The following is a 15,656-nucleotide window of genomic DNA, read 5'->3' as shown; positions in this document are numbered from 1 at the left end:
TGATAAATGGATAAATCTGGATCATTTAATAGTAAATTAAGCCGCAGGGTACTTGTTTACATATTGCTCTGTAGTTCTGTACTATCTATTAGCTCAACTTTCCTTCAATTATATGTTAATTATGATGAAAGTCTTACTACACTAAATCAACGATTTGATAATATAGAAACAAGTTATCTTCAGTCTATATCTACAAGTTTATGGGATTTTAACGAACCTCTCGTACAGCAACAGATTCAGGGTATTGTTAAATTACCTGATATTAGCCATGTTAAAATAGTGACTGGCTTTGGTAAAACCTATCAGTTTGGCGATGAAGATATTTCGGCTGACAAAGAGGTAGCATACCCTATTTTTTACAGTGGAAATGATATTGGCGTACTGATTGTTACAGCAAGTTATGACGATATATATCATCGGCTTTGGCAGCAAGCGGGCTTCATACTTACCGCTGAAGTGATTAAAATTTTTATTGTGGCTTTTTTTATTATTTTTATTGTTCATTGGCTTATAACTCGCCATATTTATCATATTACTTATTACTCTCAACAAGTCGCTGCTGAAAAAATAGATTCGCCATTAGTGTTAAACTCGCGGCCCAAAGTTAAAGACGAACTTGATGAACTTGCCGATACTATTAATCACATGCGAACAACATTGAAGAATGATATTTTAAAACTTGAAGATGCTGAAAATGCATTAATTAACCTTAACGGTGAACTTGAGGTAAAGGTTTATGATCGCACGTCTAAGTTGGCATCGAGTAATAATCAGTTACAGCAATCATTAGACGATTTAACTTTAGCAAAAGATCAATTAGTACAATCAGAAAAAATGGCTTCTTTAGGGCAGCTTGTTGCTGGTGTTGCGCACGAAGTAAATACCCCTTTGGGGATTTGTGTCACTTCAATTACAGCTTTGAAAGAAAAAGTGTTGGAATTAAACCACTCAGTAGAAACTGAAAACCTGACAAAATCACACTTAACCAAAACGCTTGATCTATTGATTGAATACCAAAATATTATTGAAAGGAGTTTGAACAAAGCGGTTGAATTAATTAGGGGGTTTAAATCAGTTGCCGTTGAACAGCATACAGACCCTGAATTGAAAATTAATTTATCCACTCATGTGAATGATGTTGTCAACACAGTAAAAACACTTTTCAAACGTAAAAATTATACGATTAATATTGAAGTAGACAAAAAAATCAATTTAATAACCTACCCAAGCGCATGGAATCAAATTCTCACTAATTTTTTAACAAACTCTCATATACATGGCTTTGATGGAATCGAAAATGGTGAGATATCTATAAAATTTGTTGCGTATAATCGCTTTTTAACGCTCACTTATAGCGATAATGGCAAGGGCTTACATGGTAGTGTGGTCAACCGTATCTTTGATCCTTTTGTCACGACTAAACGTGGTCAAGGTGGTTCAGGATTGGGCATGAATATTGTTTATAACTTAGTCGATGCAAAATTAAAAGGCACCATTAAATGTTTAGAAACAACACAGGGGTGTAGTTTTGAAGTTAAGGTGCCGATAAAAAATAAAAAAGGAGCGCTTGAAGCATAGATTGTCTATTTAAGTAAAACGCAAAAAAGCCGTCAAGGCTTTTTTAGTGTTCGTTAATACCCGCCTGATATTATTTCTGTTTTAATCTAGCGTAGATAATTGGTTAATTGATTTATCAGTATCGTCTACAAATAATACTGAAATAAACTGCTGCAATTTATCATTAAAGATGATGGCAAGCTCAAAGTATTCGTTTTTAGTTGTTGTTTTGCATGTGCTATATTCTGTTATTCCATTGTCAGGTTTTAACAATGGTTTTACTTTTTCGCCACCTTCATTAGCCAATTCAGAAAAAGCTGTCATACAAGTGACACTCTTAAATTTTTGGTTAATTTGAATTGTTTTTGATTCTGCTGATGCAGTCGAAAGTGTACAGCACAATCCAATGATACTGAATATGGCACTCAAGGCTACCGTTTTAAATTGTGATTTCATGTTGCGATCCTCGTCTTATAAATTCACAGAGCATTACTATTGTAACTAAAATGTGTACACATTAACTATAAATTGTAAAAAAACATATTGCTAGGGGTTTAAGCTCAATGGTTAAAAAATTGGGTTTAATAGCCTAAATACGCATACACTTGTTATAAATTATCAATAAATAGATGCAGTCATAGTAGACAGGTAATTACCGTGTAAAGTTTCACCGGGCTGAAAATAAAAAAAGAAATATTGTGATAAATATTTCTTTTTATAATGAGAGCCCAAATAAATTAACTATGCTGTTTTACCTTAAGACGATAGCTATGTAATAGAGGCTCTGTATAACCATTAACCTGTTTAGTACCTAAAAAGACTAAATCACAAGCGGCTTTAAAAGCGATACTATTTTCAAAATCATGTGCCATGGATAAATAGTTAGCATCATTTTCATTTTGACTATCGACTACTTTGGCCATTTTCTTCAAACTGGCTAAAACTTGCTCTTCACTGCACACTTTATGGGTTAGCCAGTTTGCCATATGTTGACTGGAGATACGTAAAGTTGCTCTGTCCTCCATTAAGCCAACATTATTAATATCAAGTACTTTTGAACAACCCACACCTTGATCAATCCATCGAACGACATAACCTAAAATCCCTTGTGCGTTATTGTCTAGTTCATCAGATATCTCTTGATCACTCCAGTCAGTATTTTTAGCCAGAGGAATTGTTAAAATATCATCTAGGCTAGCGGGCAAACGTGCTGATAATTCTTTTTGTAGAGCGAATACATTCTCTCTATGGTAATGCAAAGCATGTAGGGTTGCCGCTGTAGGGGAGGGAACCCAAGCCGTATTTGCGCCTGCTTGAACATGATTTATTTTAGTTGCTAGCATATTCAACATTTGGTCTGGAATTGGCCACATGCCTTTACCTATTTGTGCTTTACCACTGAAACCACAAGCTAAGCCAACATCAACATTGTTATCTTCATAAGCAGCTATCCACGGTGTTAATTTGATATCTGCTTTTTTGGCCATGATACCTGCTGCCATTGAAGTATGAATTTCATCTCCGGTGCGATCTAAAAAGCCTGTATTAATGAAGACCACACGAGATTTTGCTTCGGCGATACAAGCTTTTAAATTAACACTGGTACGGCGCTCTTCATCCATAATGCCCATTTTTATGGTGTTCTTTGCTAAATTTAATGCATTTTCTACTTGCTCAAATAAAGTATTTGCAAAAGCAACTTCTTCCGGGCCATGCATTTTAGGTTTAACAATATAAATAGATTTTTCTGCACTATTACAATAGAGAGCTTTTTCTGAAGTGCTCTCTAAATTGGTGGTAGCAATCAATGAGGTAACCATGGCATCAACAATGCCTTCAGGCACTTCAGAGCCGTCAGCTAATAATATGGCATTATTTGTCATTAGGTGGCCAACATTTCGAACAAACATTAAGCTACGACCTTTCAGTGTTAAACTTTTACCATCAATTTGATGATACTTTCTATCAGCCGCCATTTCTCGTTGAATTTTTTTGCCATTCTTCGTGAGTGTCGTGGTTAAGTTGCCTTGCATTAAACCTAACCAGTTTTTATAAGCAATGACTTTATCTTCTGCATCTACCGCTGCCACAGAATCTTCGCAGTCCATGATGGTGGTTAAAGCCGATTCAAGAGTGATGTCAGAAATACCGGCATTGTCACTTTTTGCTATTTCACTTATTTCATCAAAGTTAATCTCAAAATGTAATCCATTATGTTCAAATAAGAGTGCTTTGGGGGTTTTAGAGTCCCCCTGGTAGCCTTTAAAAGCATCAGGTTTTTTCAGTTCCGCTATAGCACCATTTTCAAGCTGAATTGATAATTGAGCACCTGATATTCTATATTGGTTTGCGTGCGCATGACTTCCTTGTGTAAGTGGAATGCTTTGATCTAAAAACTGTCGTGCAAATTCAATGACTTTTTGGCCACGAGCAGGGTTGTAAGCCATCGAATTTTCAGCACCATTTTCTTCAGCAATAACGTCACTACCATAAAGTGCATCATATAAACTGCCCCAACGTGCATTTACGGCATTAAGTGCAAATCTAGCATTCATTATGGGAACCACTAATTGGGGCCCCGCCATTGTTGCTAATTCAGCATCTACATTTTGTGTCGTTATTTTGAAATCTGCTACCTCAGGTACAAGATAATTAATGTCGTTCAGAAAACGTTTGTAGGCAGAAAAATCAAATTTATCGCCAAAGTTATTCTGATGCCAACAATCTATTTTTTCTTGTAAATCATCACGCTTTATTAATAAAGATTTATTAATAGGACTCAGTTCTTCAATAATCACTGAAAAACGTTGCCAAAATTCAGTAGGCGAAATTGTACTATGAGGAAGTACATCTTGTTCAATAAAGTGATGTAAACATTGAGCTACTTGTATATTTTGGGTCTTTACATATTGGGTCATCATACTTTCCTCTTGTGCAATAATTCACGCAAGTTGTTATTTGAATGTTGTGTCATGGCGTAAAATTTTTTAAATCGCCCTTAAAAATAGGCATAAAACATAATTAATGACGTTATCTAAGTGCAATGTAGGAGGTATTATTTTTTCATGCAATAGCTGACAATTATTATGTGGGTGGGCTAACTTACTGTTTTTTATTTAACATATAAGTCTACCTTGGTAATTCATTGATAAACAAAGAGTCTTTTGTTTTTTGTTTTGTTTTTTCATTAAGTGACAATAATTATTGTTATTTATAATAGTTATCATAAATATTATGAATGTAAGTTGTTTTATTTGTTTTTTCTGTGAATGTTAGTTTAACGGCATAATAAACTTTATCGGTTAAACAAATAACACACGAGCTCTTTATACGATTAATCCAAGCTACTGTAAAAAATGGGCTAGTGTATTAATGATTAAAGGGCTAAATATTGCAGTAACTACCGCTGAAATAATCAATGCTAAAGAGCTGTAGGCGGCATGCTCATAACTCACCTTACTGATTGTTGCTGTGCCAAGTGCGTGGCTGGCGGCACCAATTGCTAGTCCTTGCGCTTTAGCAGAGGTAACATTGATCAATGAAAGCCAAGGTGGGCCTAATAGAGCACCAAATAATCCAGCTAAAATAATCGCAAATGCGGTGATTGAATTATTGCCATTTAGCTGCTCTGTTAATGCAATACCTATAGGTGTTGTCACTGACTTTAAAGAAAGCGAGACGGCAATATCATATTGATTAATTATCCATAAAGTCATAATAAAACTTATAGAAATAGCAATAAAAACACCCATCAATAACAGTATTAATATATGTCGCCATTGTTTTCTAATGGTTTGAAGGTGCTGATATAGCGGGAATCCCAGAGCAACAACAGCAGGTTCTAAGAGTTTATTTAATGGATAAGTGGCTTGATAATATTGTTCGAACGGCACGTTAAAAAATAATAAAAGGGGGATCAGCGTTAGAATCGATAACAGCATTGGATTTAGCCATGCTTTTTTTAATGATTTTTGAAGGCGAGCATAAACTTGATAAACTGCAATAGTAAGCACTATATAGAGTAAGCCGGCGCTTAGCGTCGTTATAAATGTTGGACTTATCATTTGCTCAGCCCTTCATCGTCTACTGACGCTTGTTTATTAAGTTGTCGCTGATAGCTGAGCCCAACGAAGGTGAGCAATAAAAATGTAGTCAAAAATATGATCGCCACTAAGGCAAAGCCATGATTCTTGATGAGTTCAAAATGATTAATTATTCCTACCCCTGCGGGAACAAAGCACACTGCCATGTTAGCAAGCGCCCATTCAATACAGGGTTGAATTCGTTTAGCATTAAGAAGTCGATAATGAAGTAAAGCGGTAAACATCATCATGCCATATAAACTTGCAGGCAGAATTGGCAAAAAAATCTCAATTGCTTTCCCTGTTAGCAAACAAATACCCACCGACAAGATACTGTAAATTATATGACCTATCATTTTTTATATTACCCTTGTTCTGCCGCCTCTATAACCAATTGTCTAAACCAAATGTGGCTAGCATCATGGTGTAATAACGGGCTCCAAATCATTTTTAATTCGATATCTGGAATGTCAAAAGGGGGGGGGACAATTGTATATTTATGATCATCTTTATGAAGCATTGCTGCTTTTGTAGGTAGAGTAGCAATTAAGCCGTCTTCATAGGCGAGTTGCATGGCGACATGATAATTACGGGTAAAGACCTTTATATCTCGGTGCTTACCTAAACGGGCCAACGCTTCATCTACCCATCCTAATTTTTGTACATCTTTAGGGTCCATGCCCACGCCAACCCCAAAGCCTGTCTTTGATACCCAAACATGTTTTGATGAAAGGTATGTGTCTAAATTAAATTCGGCAACATAAGGGCTCTCAGCACTCAACAAACATGAGAATGAATCACGCCATATTGTTTTTTGATGAAAAGACTGTGGTAATTCATCAAAACGATTTATGGCCATGTCAATTTTCCCGGCTTCAACATCATGAAAAGTTACATCACTTGGTGTCATAATATCAATGGTGACATTTGGAGCAATTTCATTGATCTTTCTTAATAAACGTGGCAATAACGTTGAAGCAGCATAATCACTCGCCATAATACGGAAAACACGTTGGCTATGCTTTTCATTAAATTCTTCTTCGCCTTGCAGTGCCTCTTCAAGTTCTAATAAAATTTTTCTGATCACCGGCGCTAAAGCTCTAGAGCGTTCCGTGGGCACCATACCGTCTGATGTTCTTACTAATATCGGATCGTTAAACAAATTTCTGAGTCTTTTTAAACCGTTACTCATAGCTGGCTGGGTAATATTAAGCTGGCTTGCTGAGCGGGTAACATTTTTTTCTCTAAGTAAAACATCAAGATAAATAAGTAGGTTTAAATCAATTTTAGCAATATTCATAGTTTTTATGACCAATAGAAATAATATAACTAATGTATATGTCACGAGCAGAAAAATAAATCAAGAAGTTTTCAGTACTAAATAAAATTTTAGATCTAATTTTTTAAGACTAAAGTCTTGTTTTTTGTTTTTTACTCATTGAAAAATATGAATATATATTTTTATGTGATTATGTATTTATCTTGTGAATGGTAGTGATAGATATTATATATTTTAAGAATACTCTCAGTATGTTCTAGACTTTGTGTTGTTCGGTATGTTTGCTTTCATATTTACTTTCATCACAAATGCTAAAGCGAACAACACCATTTAAAAAAATTACAGACTCTTGGAGAGTAACATGTCTAATTATCAAAGTGCGATAGAAGCAGTTCAAGCAATTAAAGCCAATGCAGGAAGCTCTTGGGATGCTATAAACCCAGAGTCAGTTGCTCGTATGCGTGCACAAAACAGATTTAAAACTGGTTTAGAGATTGCTCAATATACTGCAGACATTATGCGCAGTGATATGGCTGCTTTCGATGCTGACAGCTCTAAGTACACTCAATCGTTAGGTTGCTGGCATGGTTTTATTGGCCAACAAAAAATGATTTCTATTAAGAAACATTTTGATGGTCAAACAGACCGTCGTTACTTATACCTTTCAGGTTGGATGGTTGCTGCATTGCGTAGCGAATTCGGTCCTCTTCCTGACCAATCAATGCATGAAAAAACCTCAGTAGCTTCTTTGGTTGCCGAACTTTACACTTTCTTACGTCAAGCAGATGCCCGTGAACTTGGTGGTCTTTTCCGTGAACTAGACGCTGCAAGCGATGGCGATAAAGCCGCTATTCAGTACAAAATTGATAATCACGTTACACATGTTGTGCCAATTATTGCCGATATCGATGCCGGTTTTGGTAATGCTGAAGCGACTTACATCATGGCTAAGCAAATGATTGAAGCTGGCGCTTGTGCCCTTCAAATAGAAAACCAAGTGGCTGATGAAAAACAATGTGGACATCAAGATGGTAAAGTGACTGTTCCTCATGCTGATTTTCATTCAAAAATTCGCGCATTGCGTCATGCATTTTTAGAACTAGGTATTGATAACGGTATTATCGTTTCACGTACAGATTCTGAAGGTGCTGGCCTGACTAAAGAAATCGCGGTTGTTAAAGAGCCAGGCGATCAAGGTGATATTTATAACTCTTTCCTAGACGTTGAAGAAATTGACGTAAGCGATATGGCTGAAGGCGATGTGTGTTTCAACCGTAATGGTAAGTTAGTTCGACCTAAACGTTTACCTTCTGGTTTATACCAATTCCGTCAAGGTACGGGTGAAGAGCGTTGTGTATTTGACAGTATTGAAGCGATTAAAGCTGGCGCAGATTTGCTATGGATAGAAACAGCAACACCAAACGTTGCTGACATTACTGCAATGATGAATGAAGTGCGTAAAGAAATTCCAGATGCTAAGCTTGTTTATAACAACAGCCCATCATTTAACTGGACACTTAACTTCCGTCAACAAGCATACGATACCATGGTTGCTGCTGGTGAAGATGTATCAAACTATGTTCGTGCTGATTTAATGAATGTTGATTACGATACGACTGAGTTAGCTGCATCAGCAGATGACAAAATTCGTAGCTTCCAATCAGATACAGCACGCGAAGCAGGTATTTTCCATCACTTGATTACATTACCTACTTATCATACGGCTGCGTTATCTACGGATAACCTTGCTAAAGAATACTTCGGTGACCAAGGTATGTTGGGTTATGTTGAAGGTGTTCAACGTAAAGAAATTCGTCAAGGTATCGCCTGTGTTAAACATCAAAACATGTCTGGTTCAGACATGGGTGATGACCATAAAGAATACTTTGCCGGTGAGAATGCCCTTAAAGCGGGCGGAGCGAACAACACTTCTAACCAGTTCTCATAATAATTAAAAACAGTTTTCTCTAGAAGTAAAAACCGAATAACATTTATTGTTATTCGGTTTTTTTATGTACAGGATGTACGGTATGTCGTGGTGCCATGGATGGCAATGAGCGGCGAATGGTCAGGATGTACGGTCATGATTTTTGTTCCAGACAAATCGTAAGTACCTACATCGATGTAGGCAATGTCGTGGTGCCAATGAATAACTCATATTTAACTTTACCCATATTCAAAAGAATCATTACCCTCTCTTTATTTAAAAAAATACCTATATAAACAAGTTACTAAAGTTAATTTCGTTTTATTTAAAATAAGTTGTAATAAAACGCTTAAGGCTGAGACTATATGTTCGATATTTTAAAAGGAATAAAATAATGAATAGAAAATGGCAAAGTCTTCTTGCATTAAGCTTACTGAGTTTTAGCTCACTACTCTTGGCTGATGATGCAGAGACACAAAACAATAATAATGAAGTGTTAACTTTGGAAAACTGCCACCTAAAAGGCATTAAGTCACAAGTTCAATGTGGCAAATTACAAGTACCCGAAAATTATAGTCTACCAAATGGCGAACAAATAGCGGTTAACTTTGCGGTATTACCTGCAATTGATAATAGTCAAAATAAAACCCCTTTAATGTTCTTGGCAGGCGGACCAGGACAAGCAGCGGTTGAATTAGCGGCACATATATTTACAACGTTTAGTGAAATAAGAAAATCGCACGACATTATTTTAGTTGATCAACGTGGTACAGGAAAATCTCATCCGCTAGAGTGTGACGAAAATACGGTAAGCAATGTTTATGAAATTATTCCTGAAGATTTTTCAGCACAAGAGATCAAAGATTGTATTGCACAATTTAAAGGCGACTTAAGTCAATATAACTCAGAAAATGCCATTCGTGATTTTGATGCCGTTCGTCGTGCGTTAAATCATAACAAAATTAATATTTATGGTGGTTCTTACGGTACACGAGCAGCTCTAGTCTATATGCGCATGTTTCCAGACGCACTTAACAGTGTGGTATTAGATAGTGTAGGACCGATTGAAGTGCCTATTGGCGCTTTTGGTCAAAGCTCAGCCCGTTCATTTAATTTATTACTTGAAAATTGTAAGCAAGATGAAAGCTGTAACAAAGCTTACCCAGCACTCGCCGATGAATTTAAAGCTGTTGTTGCCCGGTTAGAGCAAGCATCCGTTAAGATTGAAATAGCTCATCCACGTTTAGGCTCAAAAACTGATTTTGTGTTAAGTCGTAGTAAGTTCATTAGTAATATACTTATGCAGTTATATTCGATGGAAACACGACCTTTAGTGCCATTGGTTATTCATCAAGCCTTTTTAGGTAATTATCAACCTCTGGTTGGTTTAATTGCGATGTCAGATGGTGGCATGGGCATGTATGTTGGTTTAACGTTAAACATTGTCTGTAATGAAGATTTCCCTAAAATTAGCGCTGAAATGTTTGCCGCTGATGCGCAGAACGACTTCGGAGGTAGTGAAAGCCATAATGCGTGGTTGCAAGCTTGCCCGTTATGGCCTAAATACTCGGTGAGTAACGAATTCTACCAAAGCGTAACCGCAAATATTCCAACCCTTATTTTATCAGGTAGTTTAGACCCGGTAACACCACCAAGTAATGGCGATAAATCTGCAGCAACGTTACCTAATAACCATCATATCATTTCAAAAAACAGTGCGCATATTGTTGCTTCAACAGATTGTGGGGTTGATATCGTTAATGAATTTCTAGAAACACTTGATCCTAATAATTTAGATGAGTCGTGTTTAGCTGAACTAAAAAGTGTAACGTTTATGACCCATCTAAACGGCACCCTATAAGGATATTATTATGATTGAAGTTAAAAACTTACATAAAAGTTTTATTGATAAAAAGAATACAGTAAAAGCGCTTGATGGTTTGTCGTTTACGGCAAAAGATGGTGAGATAACCGGAATATTAGGTCCTAACGGAGCAGGTAAAACAACTTGTTTACGAACCCTTTATGGTTTACTTAAAGCGGATGAAGGCTCGGTATTGGTTGATGGTTTAAATGTATTAGAAGACCCCTTAGCGGTTAGGCAGCAACTGGGTGTTTTCCCTGACAAATTTGGTTTATACGAGCGCTTAACCGCTTACGAACAAGTGGACTACTTTGCGAGTCTTCATGGTATGCAAGGGGCAAAGAAAAAAGCGGCGATAGCACAAATTTTTAAAGATTTAGACATGGAAGAATTAGCCCACCGTAAAACAGTAGGATTTTCTCAAGGACAGCGAATGAAAGTCACTTTAGCTCAGGCTTTAGTGCACCAACCGAAAAACTTTGTCCTTGATGAGCCCACGCGTGGTCTTGATGTAATGAGTACACGAGTTTTACGTAACCATTTAGCGAAATTTAAAGAAAAAGGTCATTGTATTTTATTTTCATCACACGTCATGCAAGAAGTTGCCGCGTTATGTGATCGCGTGATTATTGTTTCCAATGGTAAATTAGCTGCTCAAGGTACTCCGCAAGAACTTTGTGACTTGGCTGGAGAAAAATTATTAGAAGATGCGTTTGTTAAATTAATTGGTTCAGATGAAGGAGTAGCCGCATGATCCAGTTTAAAGCGTTATTAATTAAAGAATTAAGAGAAGCGTTTCGTGATAAACGCGCACTGATGGTTGCGTTAAGTATGAGTTTTTTATTACCTATAGGCTTAATGGTTGCGTTTAATATCATCATTGAAAAAAATGTTGATAATCCTGCAATTTATGTAAAATTTACAGGTAGTGAACATGCCCCTAAATTGATTGAGTCACTTAAAGATACCAATATCTTGTCATTTGCTGATGTACCAGCAGAAAATAAACGTCAATGGGATCTACAAAGTATCGAGCTTGTTATTCCCGATACTTTTGCCAAAGATATGGCTACAGGTTTACCTATTGATGTTATTTTACGTGCTGATTCAAATGAACAGTCTTTACTGACACCCTTGATGCGTATTAAAGCTAACGTAAGTGCATACTCTACAAGCATAGGTTATAAACGCTTAATAGTACGCGGAGTTGATCCTAAATTATTACAACCTATCGTACTACAAGAACAAGATATGGCATTGCCTAGCAGCACTGTGATGATTATCTCATTATTTTTAGGGCTGTATTTGATCCTGACCGCTTTTATGTCCGGCTTATCTATTTCTATAGATTCTAGTGCCGGGGAGCGAGAAAGAAATGTGCTAGAAATGTTACTTTGCCAACCAGTAACGACACTTAAGATTGTATTGGCAAAGTTATTTTGTTCGAGCTCGGTATCAATTCTTGCGATAGTTGTGATGCTAGTGTTGACATCCATAGCAATGGATTTTGTTGATTTAACTAAAATAGGGGCAACATTTAGCATTGATGCGTTTACTTTTATCGCCTTGTTAATGTTGCTGATACCACTTTGCTTTTTAGCATCTGCGTTGCAGTTGTTTTTATCTTTTCAGGCAAAATCATTTAAAGAAGCACAGTCAACGGTAACCATGTTAATAATGGTGCCTAGCTTTATTCCTTTTGTCATGTCTATGATGGATAGTAAGCCTGTCTGGCTTGAGTGGCTTCCTATTTCAGGCCAATCAATTATTATGGAGGACTTATTTAAAGGTCTACCTGTGGATTGGGCGACGTTGGCAATTACCAGTAGTAACACCTTAATATTAACTGTTGCTGTTATTTTAGGATTGGCACAAATCTTAAAATCTGAAAAAGTTGTTATGTCTCTAAGTTAATAGAGTATATACAGCGTTGGTGTTTAGATGAATAACTCGATAGAATTAACAATAGAGGAACAAGACCGTTCTAAAACGGCGTATAGTAATTTATTGAGTTATTCTTTGAACCCAACTTCAGATTATCAAAAAGTATTCACGCAGTGGATGACAGCGTATGAAAAGCTACTCCGTCATATCATTAACGGCTTTGAAGCAAAACCGGCTATTCAAGATGAGCTTTTTCAAGAGATAGCCCTCAATATTTGGCGGGCACTGCCTAATTTTAGAAACGATTCAGCAGTGAAAACATTTGTTGCACGAATTGCTCATAATGTTTTAGCGACTCATGTGGCAAAAGCGGTTAAATCCATAAAGGCTGACCAAGATATTGATGAATTAAGTCAAGAGGCTGAACACGACCAAATTCAGCCTACACCTTATCAAAGCTTAGATAAACAGCAAAGGCAACAGCGTTTAGCACAAGCAATCAGGCAACTTAAACTGGATCAGCAGCAAGTGATAACCCTCGCTCTTGAAGGGATGAGTTATCAGGAAATTTCTGAGGTGTTAGTGATCACCACAAACCTTGTCGGCGTGCGATTACAGCGTGCAAAAAAGGCTTTAGCACAATTGTTGGAAACGTTATGAACGATAAAGAATCCCCTTTGAATGAAAAAAGCAAAGTAACTTTGCAGACAAAAACTCAAGCAGAGACAATACTTGATGTGATCAGTTTACCAGAGAAGGCTAACAGTGTCCCACCTGAGCCTGCTATGTTCGATGAGCAGTGGGCTGAAATGGCGCAAGACTGGCAAAGCCAACCGACGGCTAAAACTGATATTGCTAAATTACTTAAGCAAACAAAGCAAAGAACTGTTTGGGCAAAGCGTTTGTTAGCCATAGATATTATCGCCACAGTGGGTATGGTTTTAGCCGCTTTATATATGTGGCTTACGGGGTCGGAAGATCAAGCAACTATAATTTACTTTGGCATCGGTAGTTTTTTGTCTGTTGTATTTGTTTACTTCGCGATTAACATTCGACTGGCTGCATGGAAAGTTAATTGTGGTAGTCCGGATAAAGCGATTGATCACGCTATTTCTGGCTGTCTGTCTTCTATTAGCTATATTAAGTTAATTAAATTATCATTCTTTGTTTTTTTACCCTTTGTCAATTGGTATATTTTTACCATGAGTGAGCAAGAAAGTCAGTCACCTGTTTTAGGTTTGGTGTTAATGAATGTATTTGTTCTTTTAATATCGGCTATTACTCATTATTTTCATGTAAAAAGGCGTAACGAATTAAAACAGTTACAGGGACTTCTTTCAAAATAAAATATGGGTAATTCATATAAAGTTAGATTATGTTTTGTTTTTACGTTTTATGTTGTTTAAAATTCCTTGTTATTGTTTTTTTTCTTGGTTATATTCTGTCATACTAAAAGTATTGTTCGAGACTTTAAAAGTTTTTATCAAGAATAACAAAAACACTTACGGCATATTAGATGAATAAATGAGCTAAGAATTGTACCTTTACTCGTGTACAACTAAGCTGATTTGAGGCAAAATATGTCGCATAAATTTTGCTATCCATTAGACAATTGTCTGTAACAGCCTTGGCTGAATTATTGAGGAAAAACCATGTTTACACGTGATATGAATATTGCTGATTTTGACCCTGAACTTTATCAAGCGATGAGCAATGAGAAAGTTCGTCAAGAAGAGCACATTGAACTTATTGCTTCAGAAAATTACTGTAGTCCTCGTGTGCTTGAAGCACAAGGTTCTCAATTAACCAATAAGTATGCGGAAGGTTACCCTGGCAAGCGTTATTACGGCGGCTGCGAATTTGTAGATATTGCTGAACAGTTAGCCATTGACCGTGCCAAAGAATTATTTGGTGCCACTTACGCTAATGTACAACCACATGCTGGCTCTCAAGCTAATGCAGCTGTATTTCAAGCCTTAGTTACACCCGGTGGTAAAGTATTGGGCATGAGCTTAGCGCATGGTGGTCATTTAACACACGGTTCACATGTGAGCTTTTCAGGTAAATCTTACGAAGCTTTTCAATATGGTCTTCACCCTGAAACAGGCGATATCGATTACGAAGAAATGGAACGCTTAGCACAAGAACATAAACCAGAAATGATCATTGGTGGTTTTTCTGCATTCTCTGGTGTTGTTGATTGGGCGCGTATGCGTAAAATCGCTGATGGCGTTGGCGCTTACTTCTTCGTAGATATGGCTCACGTTGCTGGTTTAATTGCAGCAGGTCTATACCCAAATCCAGTTCCACATGCTCATGTTGTTACAACAACAACGCATAAAACATTAGCTGGCCCTCGTGGTGGTTTAATTATTTCAGGTTGTGACGACGAAGCTATTTATAAAAAATTGAATTCTGCTGTCTTCCCAGGTGGCCAAGGTGGCCCATTAATGCACATTATTGCGGCTAAAGCGGTAGCATTTAAAGAAGCATTAGAGCCTGAATTTAAAGTATACCAACAAAATGTTTTAGATAACGCTAAAGCGATGGTTGCTGTTCTTCAAGAACGTGGTTATAAAGTTGTTTCTAACGGTACTGAAAATCACTTGTTATTACTTGATTTAATCGATAAAGATATTACGGGTAAAGATGCTGATGCTGCATTAGGCCGTGCACATATTACGGTTAATAAAAACTCAGTACCCAACGACCCTCGTTCTCCGTTTGTAACGTCTGGTTTGCGTTTAGGTACTCCTGCGATTACACGTCGTGGTTTTGGTATCGTTGAAACCAAAGCATTAACAGGTTGGATTTGTGATATTTTAGACGACATTAACAATGAAGATACGATCAGTAAAGTACAAGCAAGTGTTAAAGAACTTTGTGCACGCTTCCCTGTTTACGCATAAGTTAAGTTTATGTTGAGCATAAAAACTCAAGATAAATAAGTTGATGTAACAACAGCTTAATTAGATTAAAATGGCCGCATTAGCGGCCATTATTGTTTCTAACGTATAAACAGAGCTATTTGCTGATAAAACCCAATCAATAACGTTTTTACAC

At 36.9% G+C, this 15,656-nt stretch carries 13 protein-coding genes; 8 read left to right on the top strand and 5 right to left on the bottom strand.

Annotated features, from left to right (window positions below):
* Positions 1–6: 6 nt before the first annotated feature.
* Entirely contained in the window at positions 7–1,578 is a 1,572-nt protein-coding gene (locus H4J52_RS09810) for an ATP-binding protein (protein ID WP_182181733.1), read from the top strand.
* A gap of 81 nt (positions 1,579–1,659) precedes the next feature.
* Here the strand turns inward: H4J52_RS09810 and H4J52_RS09805 are convergent, their stop codons facing one another.
* The 5 genes from H4J52_RS09805 to H4J52_RS09785 form a co-directional block, all read right to left on the bottom strand.
* Complete coding sequence (locus tag H4J52_RS09805; RefSeq protein ID WP_182181734.1) at positions 1,660–2,013, bottom strand: hypothetical protein; 354 nt, start codon at positions 2,011–2,013, stop codon at positions 1,660–1,662.
* A gap of 281 nt (positions 2,014–2,294) precedes the next feature.
* The gene (locus H4J52_RS09800) at positions 2,295–4,475 is read right to left on the bottom strand and encodes a malate synthase G (protein ID WP_182223404.1); all 2,181 of its coding nucleotides are present in this window, start codon (positions 4,473–4,475) and stop codon (positions 2,295–2,297) included.
* Between the two features lie 426 nt (positions 4,476–4,901).
* Positions 4,902–5,621, bottom strand: coding sequence for an LrgB family protein (locus H4J52_RS09795; RefSeq protein ID WP_182181735.1), 720 nt, complete (start codon positions 5,619–5,621; stop codon positions 4,902–4,904).
* A complete protein-coding gene (locus H4J52_RS09790; RefSeq protein WP_182181736.1) occupies positions 5,618–5,995 on the bottom strand; it encodes a CidA/LrgA family protein in 378 nt (125 codons plus the stop codon). Before H4J52_RS09790 ends, H4J52_RS09795 begins: the two co-directional genes overlap by 4 nt.
* An 8-nt stretch (positions 5,996–6,003) precedes the next feature.
* Positions 6,004–6,939 carry a LysR family transcriptional regulator gene (locus H4J52_RS09785; RefSeq protein WP_182181737.1) on the bottom strand — a complete coding sequence of 312 codons (936 nt, stop codon included), beginning with the start codon at positions 6,937–6,939 and terminating at the stop codon, positions 6,004–6,006.
* A gap of 340 nt (positions 6,940–7,279) precedes the next feature.
* On the opposite strand from H4J52_RS09785, the gene H4J52_RS09780 reads away from it, so the two are divergent.
* From H4J52_RS09780 to glyA, 7 genes are all read left to right on the top strand, one after another.
* Complete coding sequence (locus H4J52_RS09780; RefSeq protein ID WP_182181738.1) at positions 7,280–8,866, top strand: isocitrate lyase; 1,587 nt, start codon at positions 7,280–7,282, stop codon at positions 8,864–8,866.
* 373 nt (positions 8,867–9,239) lie between these two features.
* Complete coding sequence (locus H4J52_RS09775; RefSeq protein WP_182181739.1) at positions 9,240–10,706, top strand: alpha/beta fold hydrolase; 1,467 nt, start codon at positions 9,240–9,242, stop codon at positions 10,704–10,706.
* Between the two features lie 10 nt (positions 10,707–10,716).
* Positions 10,717–11,463: an ATP-binding cassette domain-containing protein gene (locus H4J52_RS09770; RefSeq protein ID WP_182181740.1), complete on the top strand. Its 747-nt coding sequence runs from the start codon at positions 10,717–10,719 to the stop codon at positions 11,461–11,463.
* Positions 11,460–12,623, top strand: a complete 1,164-nt coding sequence (locus H4J52_RS09765; protein ID WP_182224580.1) for an ABC transporter permease — start codon at positions 11,460–11,462, stop codon at positions 12,621–12,623. Before H4J52_RS09770 ends, H4J52_RS09765 begins: the two co-directional genes overlap by 4 nt.
* 27 nt (positions 12,624–12,650) lie before the next feature.
* Positions 12,651–13,253 (top strand): RNA polymerase sigma factor, encoded by a 603-nt coding sequence (locus H4J52_RS09760; protein WP_182224579.1) that lies wholly within the window; start codon positions 12,651–12,653, stop codon positions 13,251–13,253.
* The gene (locus H4J52_RS09755; RefSeq protein WP_182181743.1) at positions 13,250–13,939 is read left to right on the top strand and encodes a hypothetical protein; all 690 of its coding nucleotides are present in this window, start codon (positions 13,250–13,252) and stop codon (positions 13,937–13,939) included. Before H4J52_RS09760 ends, H4J52_RS09755 begins: the two co-directional genes overlap by 4 nt.
* Positions 13,940–14,245: 306 nt before the next feature.
* Complete coding sequence (gene glyA, locus H4J52_RS09750; protein WP_182181744.1) at positions 14,246–15,502, top strand: serine hydroxymethyltransferase; 1,257 nt, start codon at positions 14,246–14,248, stop codon at positions 15,500–15,502.
* Positions 15,503–15,656 lie beyond the last annotated feature (154 nt).

The organism is Colwellia sp. MB02u-14 (assembly GCF_014076915.1).
GTDB lineage: Bacteria > Pseudomonadota > Gammaproteobacteria > Enterobacterales > Alteromonadaceae > Colwellia_A.
This window is presented reverse-complemented; position numbering and strand designations above follow the sequence as displayed.

What these genes read in the sequence shown, in the direction of transcription:
- H4J52_RS09810 (WP_182181733.1), top strand. Translation starts at nt 7, where the DNA reads ATGGATAAATCTGGATCATTTAATAGTAAATTAAGCCGCAGGGTACTT.
- H4J52_RS09805 (WP_182181734.1), bottom strand. Translation starts at nt 2,013, where the DNA reads ATGAAATCACAATTTAAAACGGTAGCCTTGAGTGCCATATTCAGTATC.
- H4J52_RS09800 (WP_182223404.1), bottom strand. Translation starts at nt 4,475, where the DNA reads ATGACCCAATATGTAAAGACCCAAAATATACAAGTAGCTCAATGTTTA.
- H4J52_RS09795 (WP_182181735.1), bottom strand. Translation starts at nt 5,621, where the DNA reads ATGATAAGTCCAACATTTATAACGACGCTAAGCGCCGGCTTACTCTAT.
- H4J52_RS09790 (WP_182181736.1), bottom strand. Translation starts at nt 5,995, where the DNA reads ATGATAGGTCATATAATTTACAGTATCTTGTCGGTGGGTATTTGTTTG.
- H4J52_RS09785 (WP_182181737.1), bottom strand. Translation starts at nt 6,939, where the DNA reads ATGAATATTGCTAAAATTGATTTAAACCTACTTATTTATCTTGATGTT.
- H4J52_RS09780 (WP_182181738.1), top strand. Translation starts at nt 7,280, where the DNA reads ATGTCTAATTATCAAAGTGCGATAGAAGCAGTTCAAGCAATTAAAGCC.
- H4J52_RS09775 (WP_182181739.1), top strand. Translation starts at nt 9,240, where the DNA reads ATGAATAGAAAATGGCAAAGTCTTCTTGCATTAAGCTTACTGAGTTTT.
- H4J52_RS09770 (WP_182181740.1), top strand. Translation starts at nt 10,717, where the DNA reads ATGATTGAAGTTAAAAACTTACATAAAAGTTTTATTGATAAAAAGAAT.
- H4J52_RS09765 (WP_182224580.1), top strand. Translation starts at nt 11,460, where the DNA reads ATGATCCAGTTTAAAGCGTTATTAATTAAAGAATTAAGAGAAGCGTTT.
- H4J52_RS09760 (WP_182224579.1), top strand. Translation starts at nt 12,651, where the DNA reads ATGAATAACTCGATAGAATTAACAATAGAGGAACAAGACCGTTCTAAA.
- H4J52_RS09755 (WP_182181743.1), top strand. Translation starts at nt 13,250, where the DNA reads ATGAACGATAAAGAATCCCCTTTGAATGAAAAAAGCAAAGTAACTTTG.
- glyA (WP_182181744.1), top strand. Translation starts at nt 14,246, where the DNA reads ATGTTTACACGTGATATGAATATTGCTGATTTTGACCCTGAACTTTAT.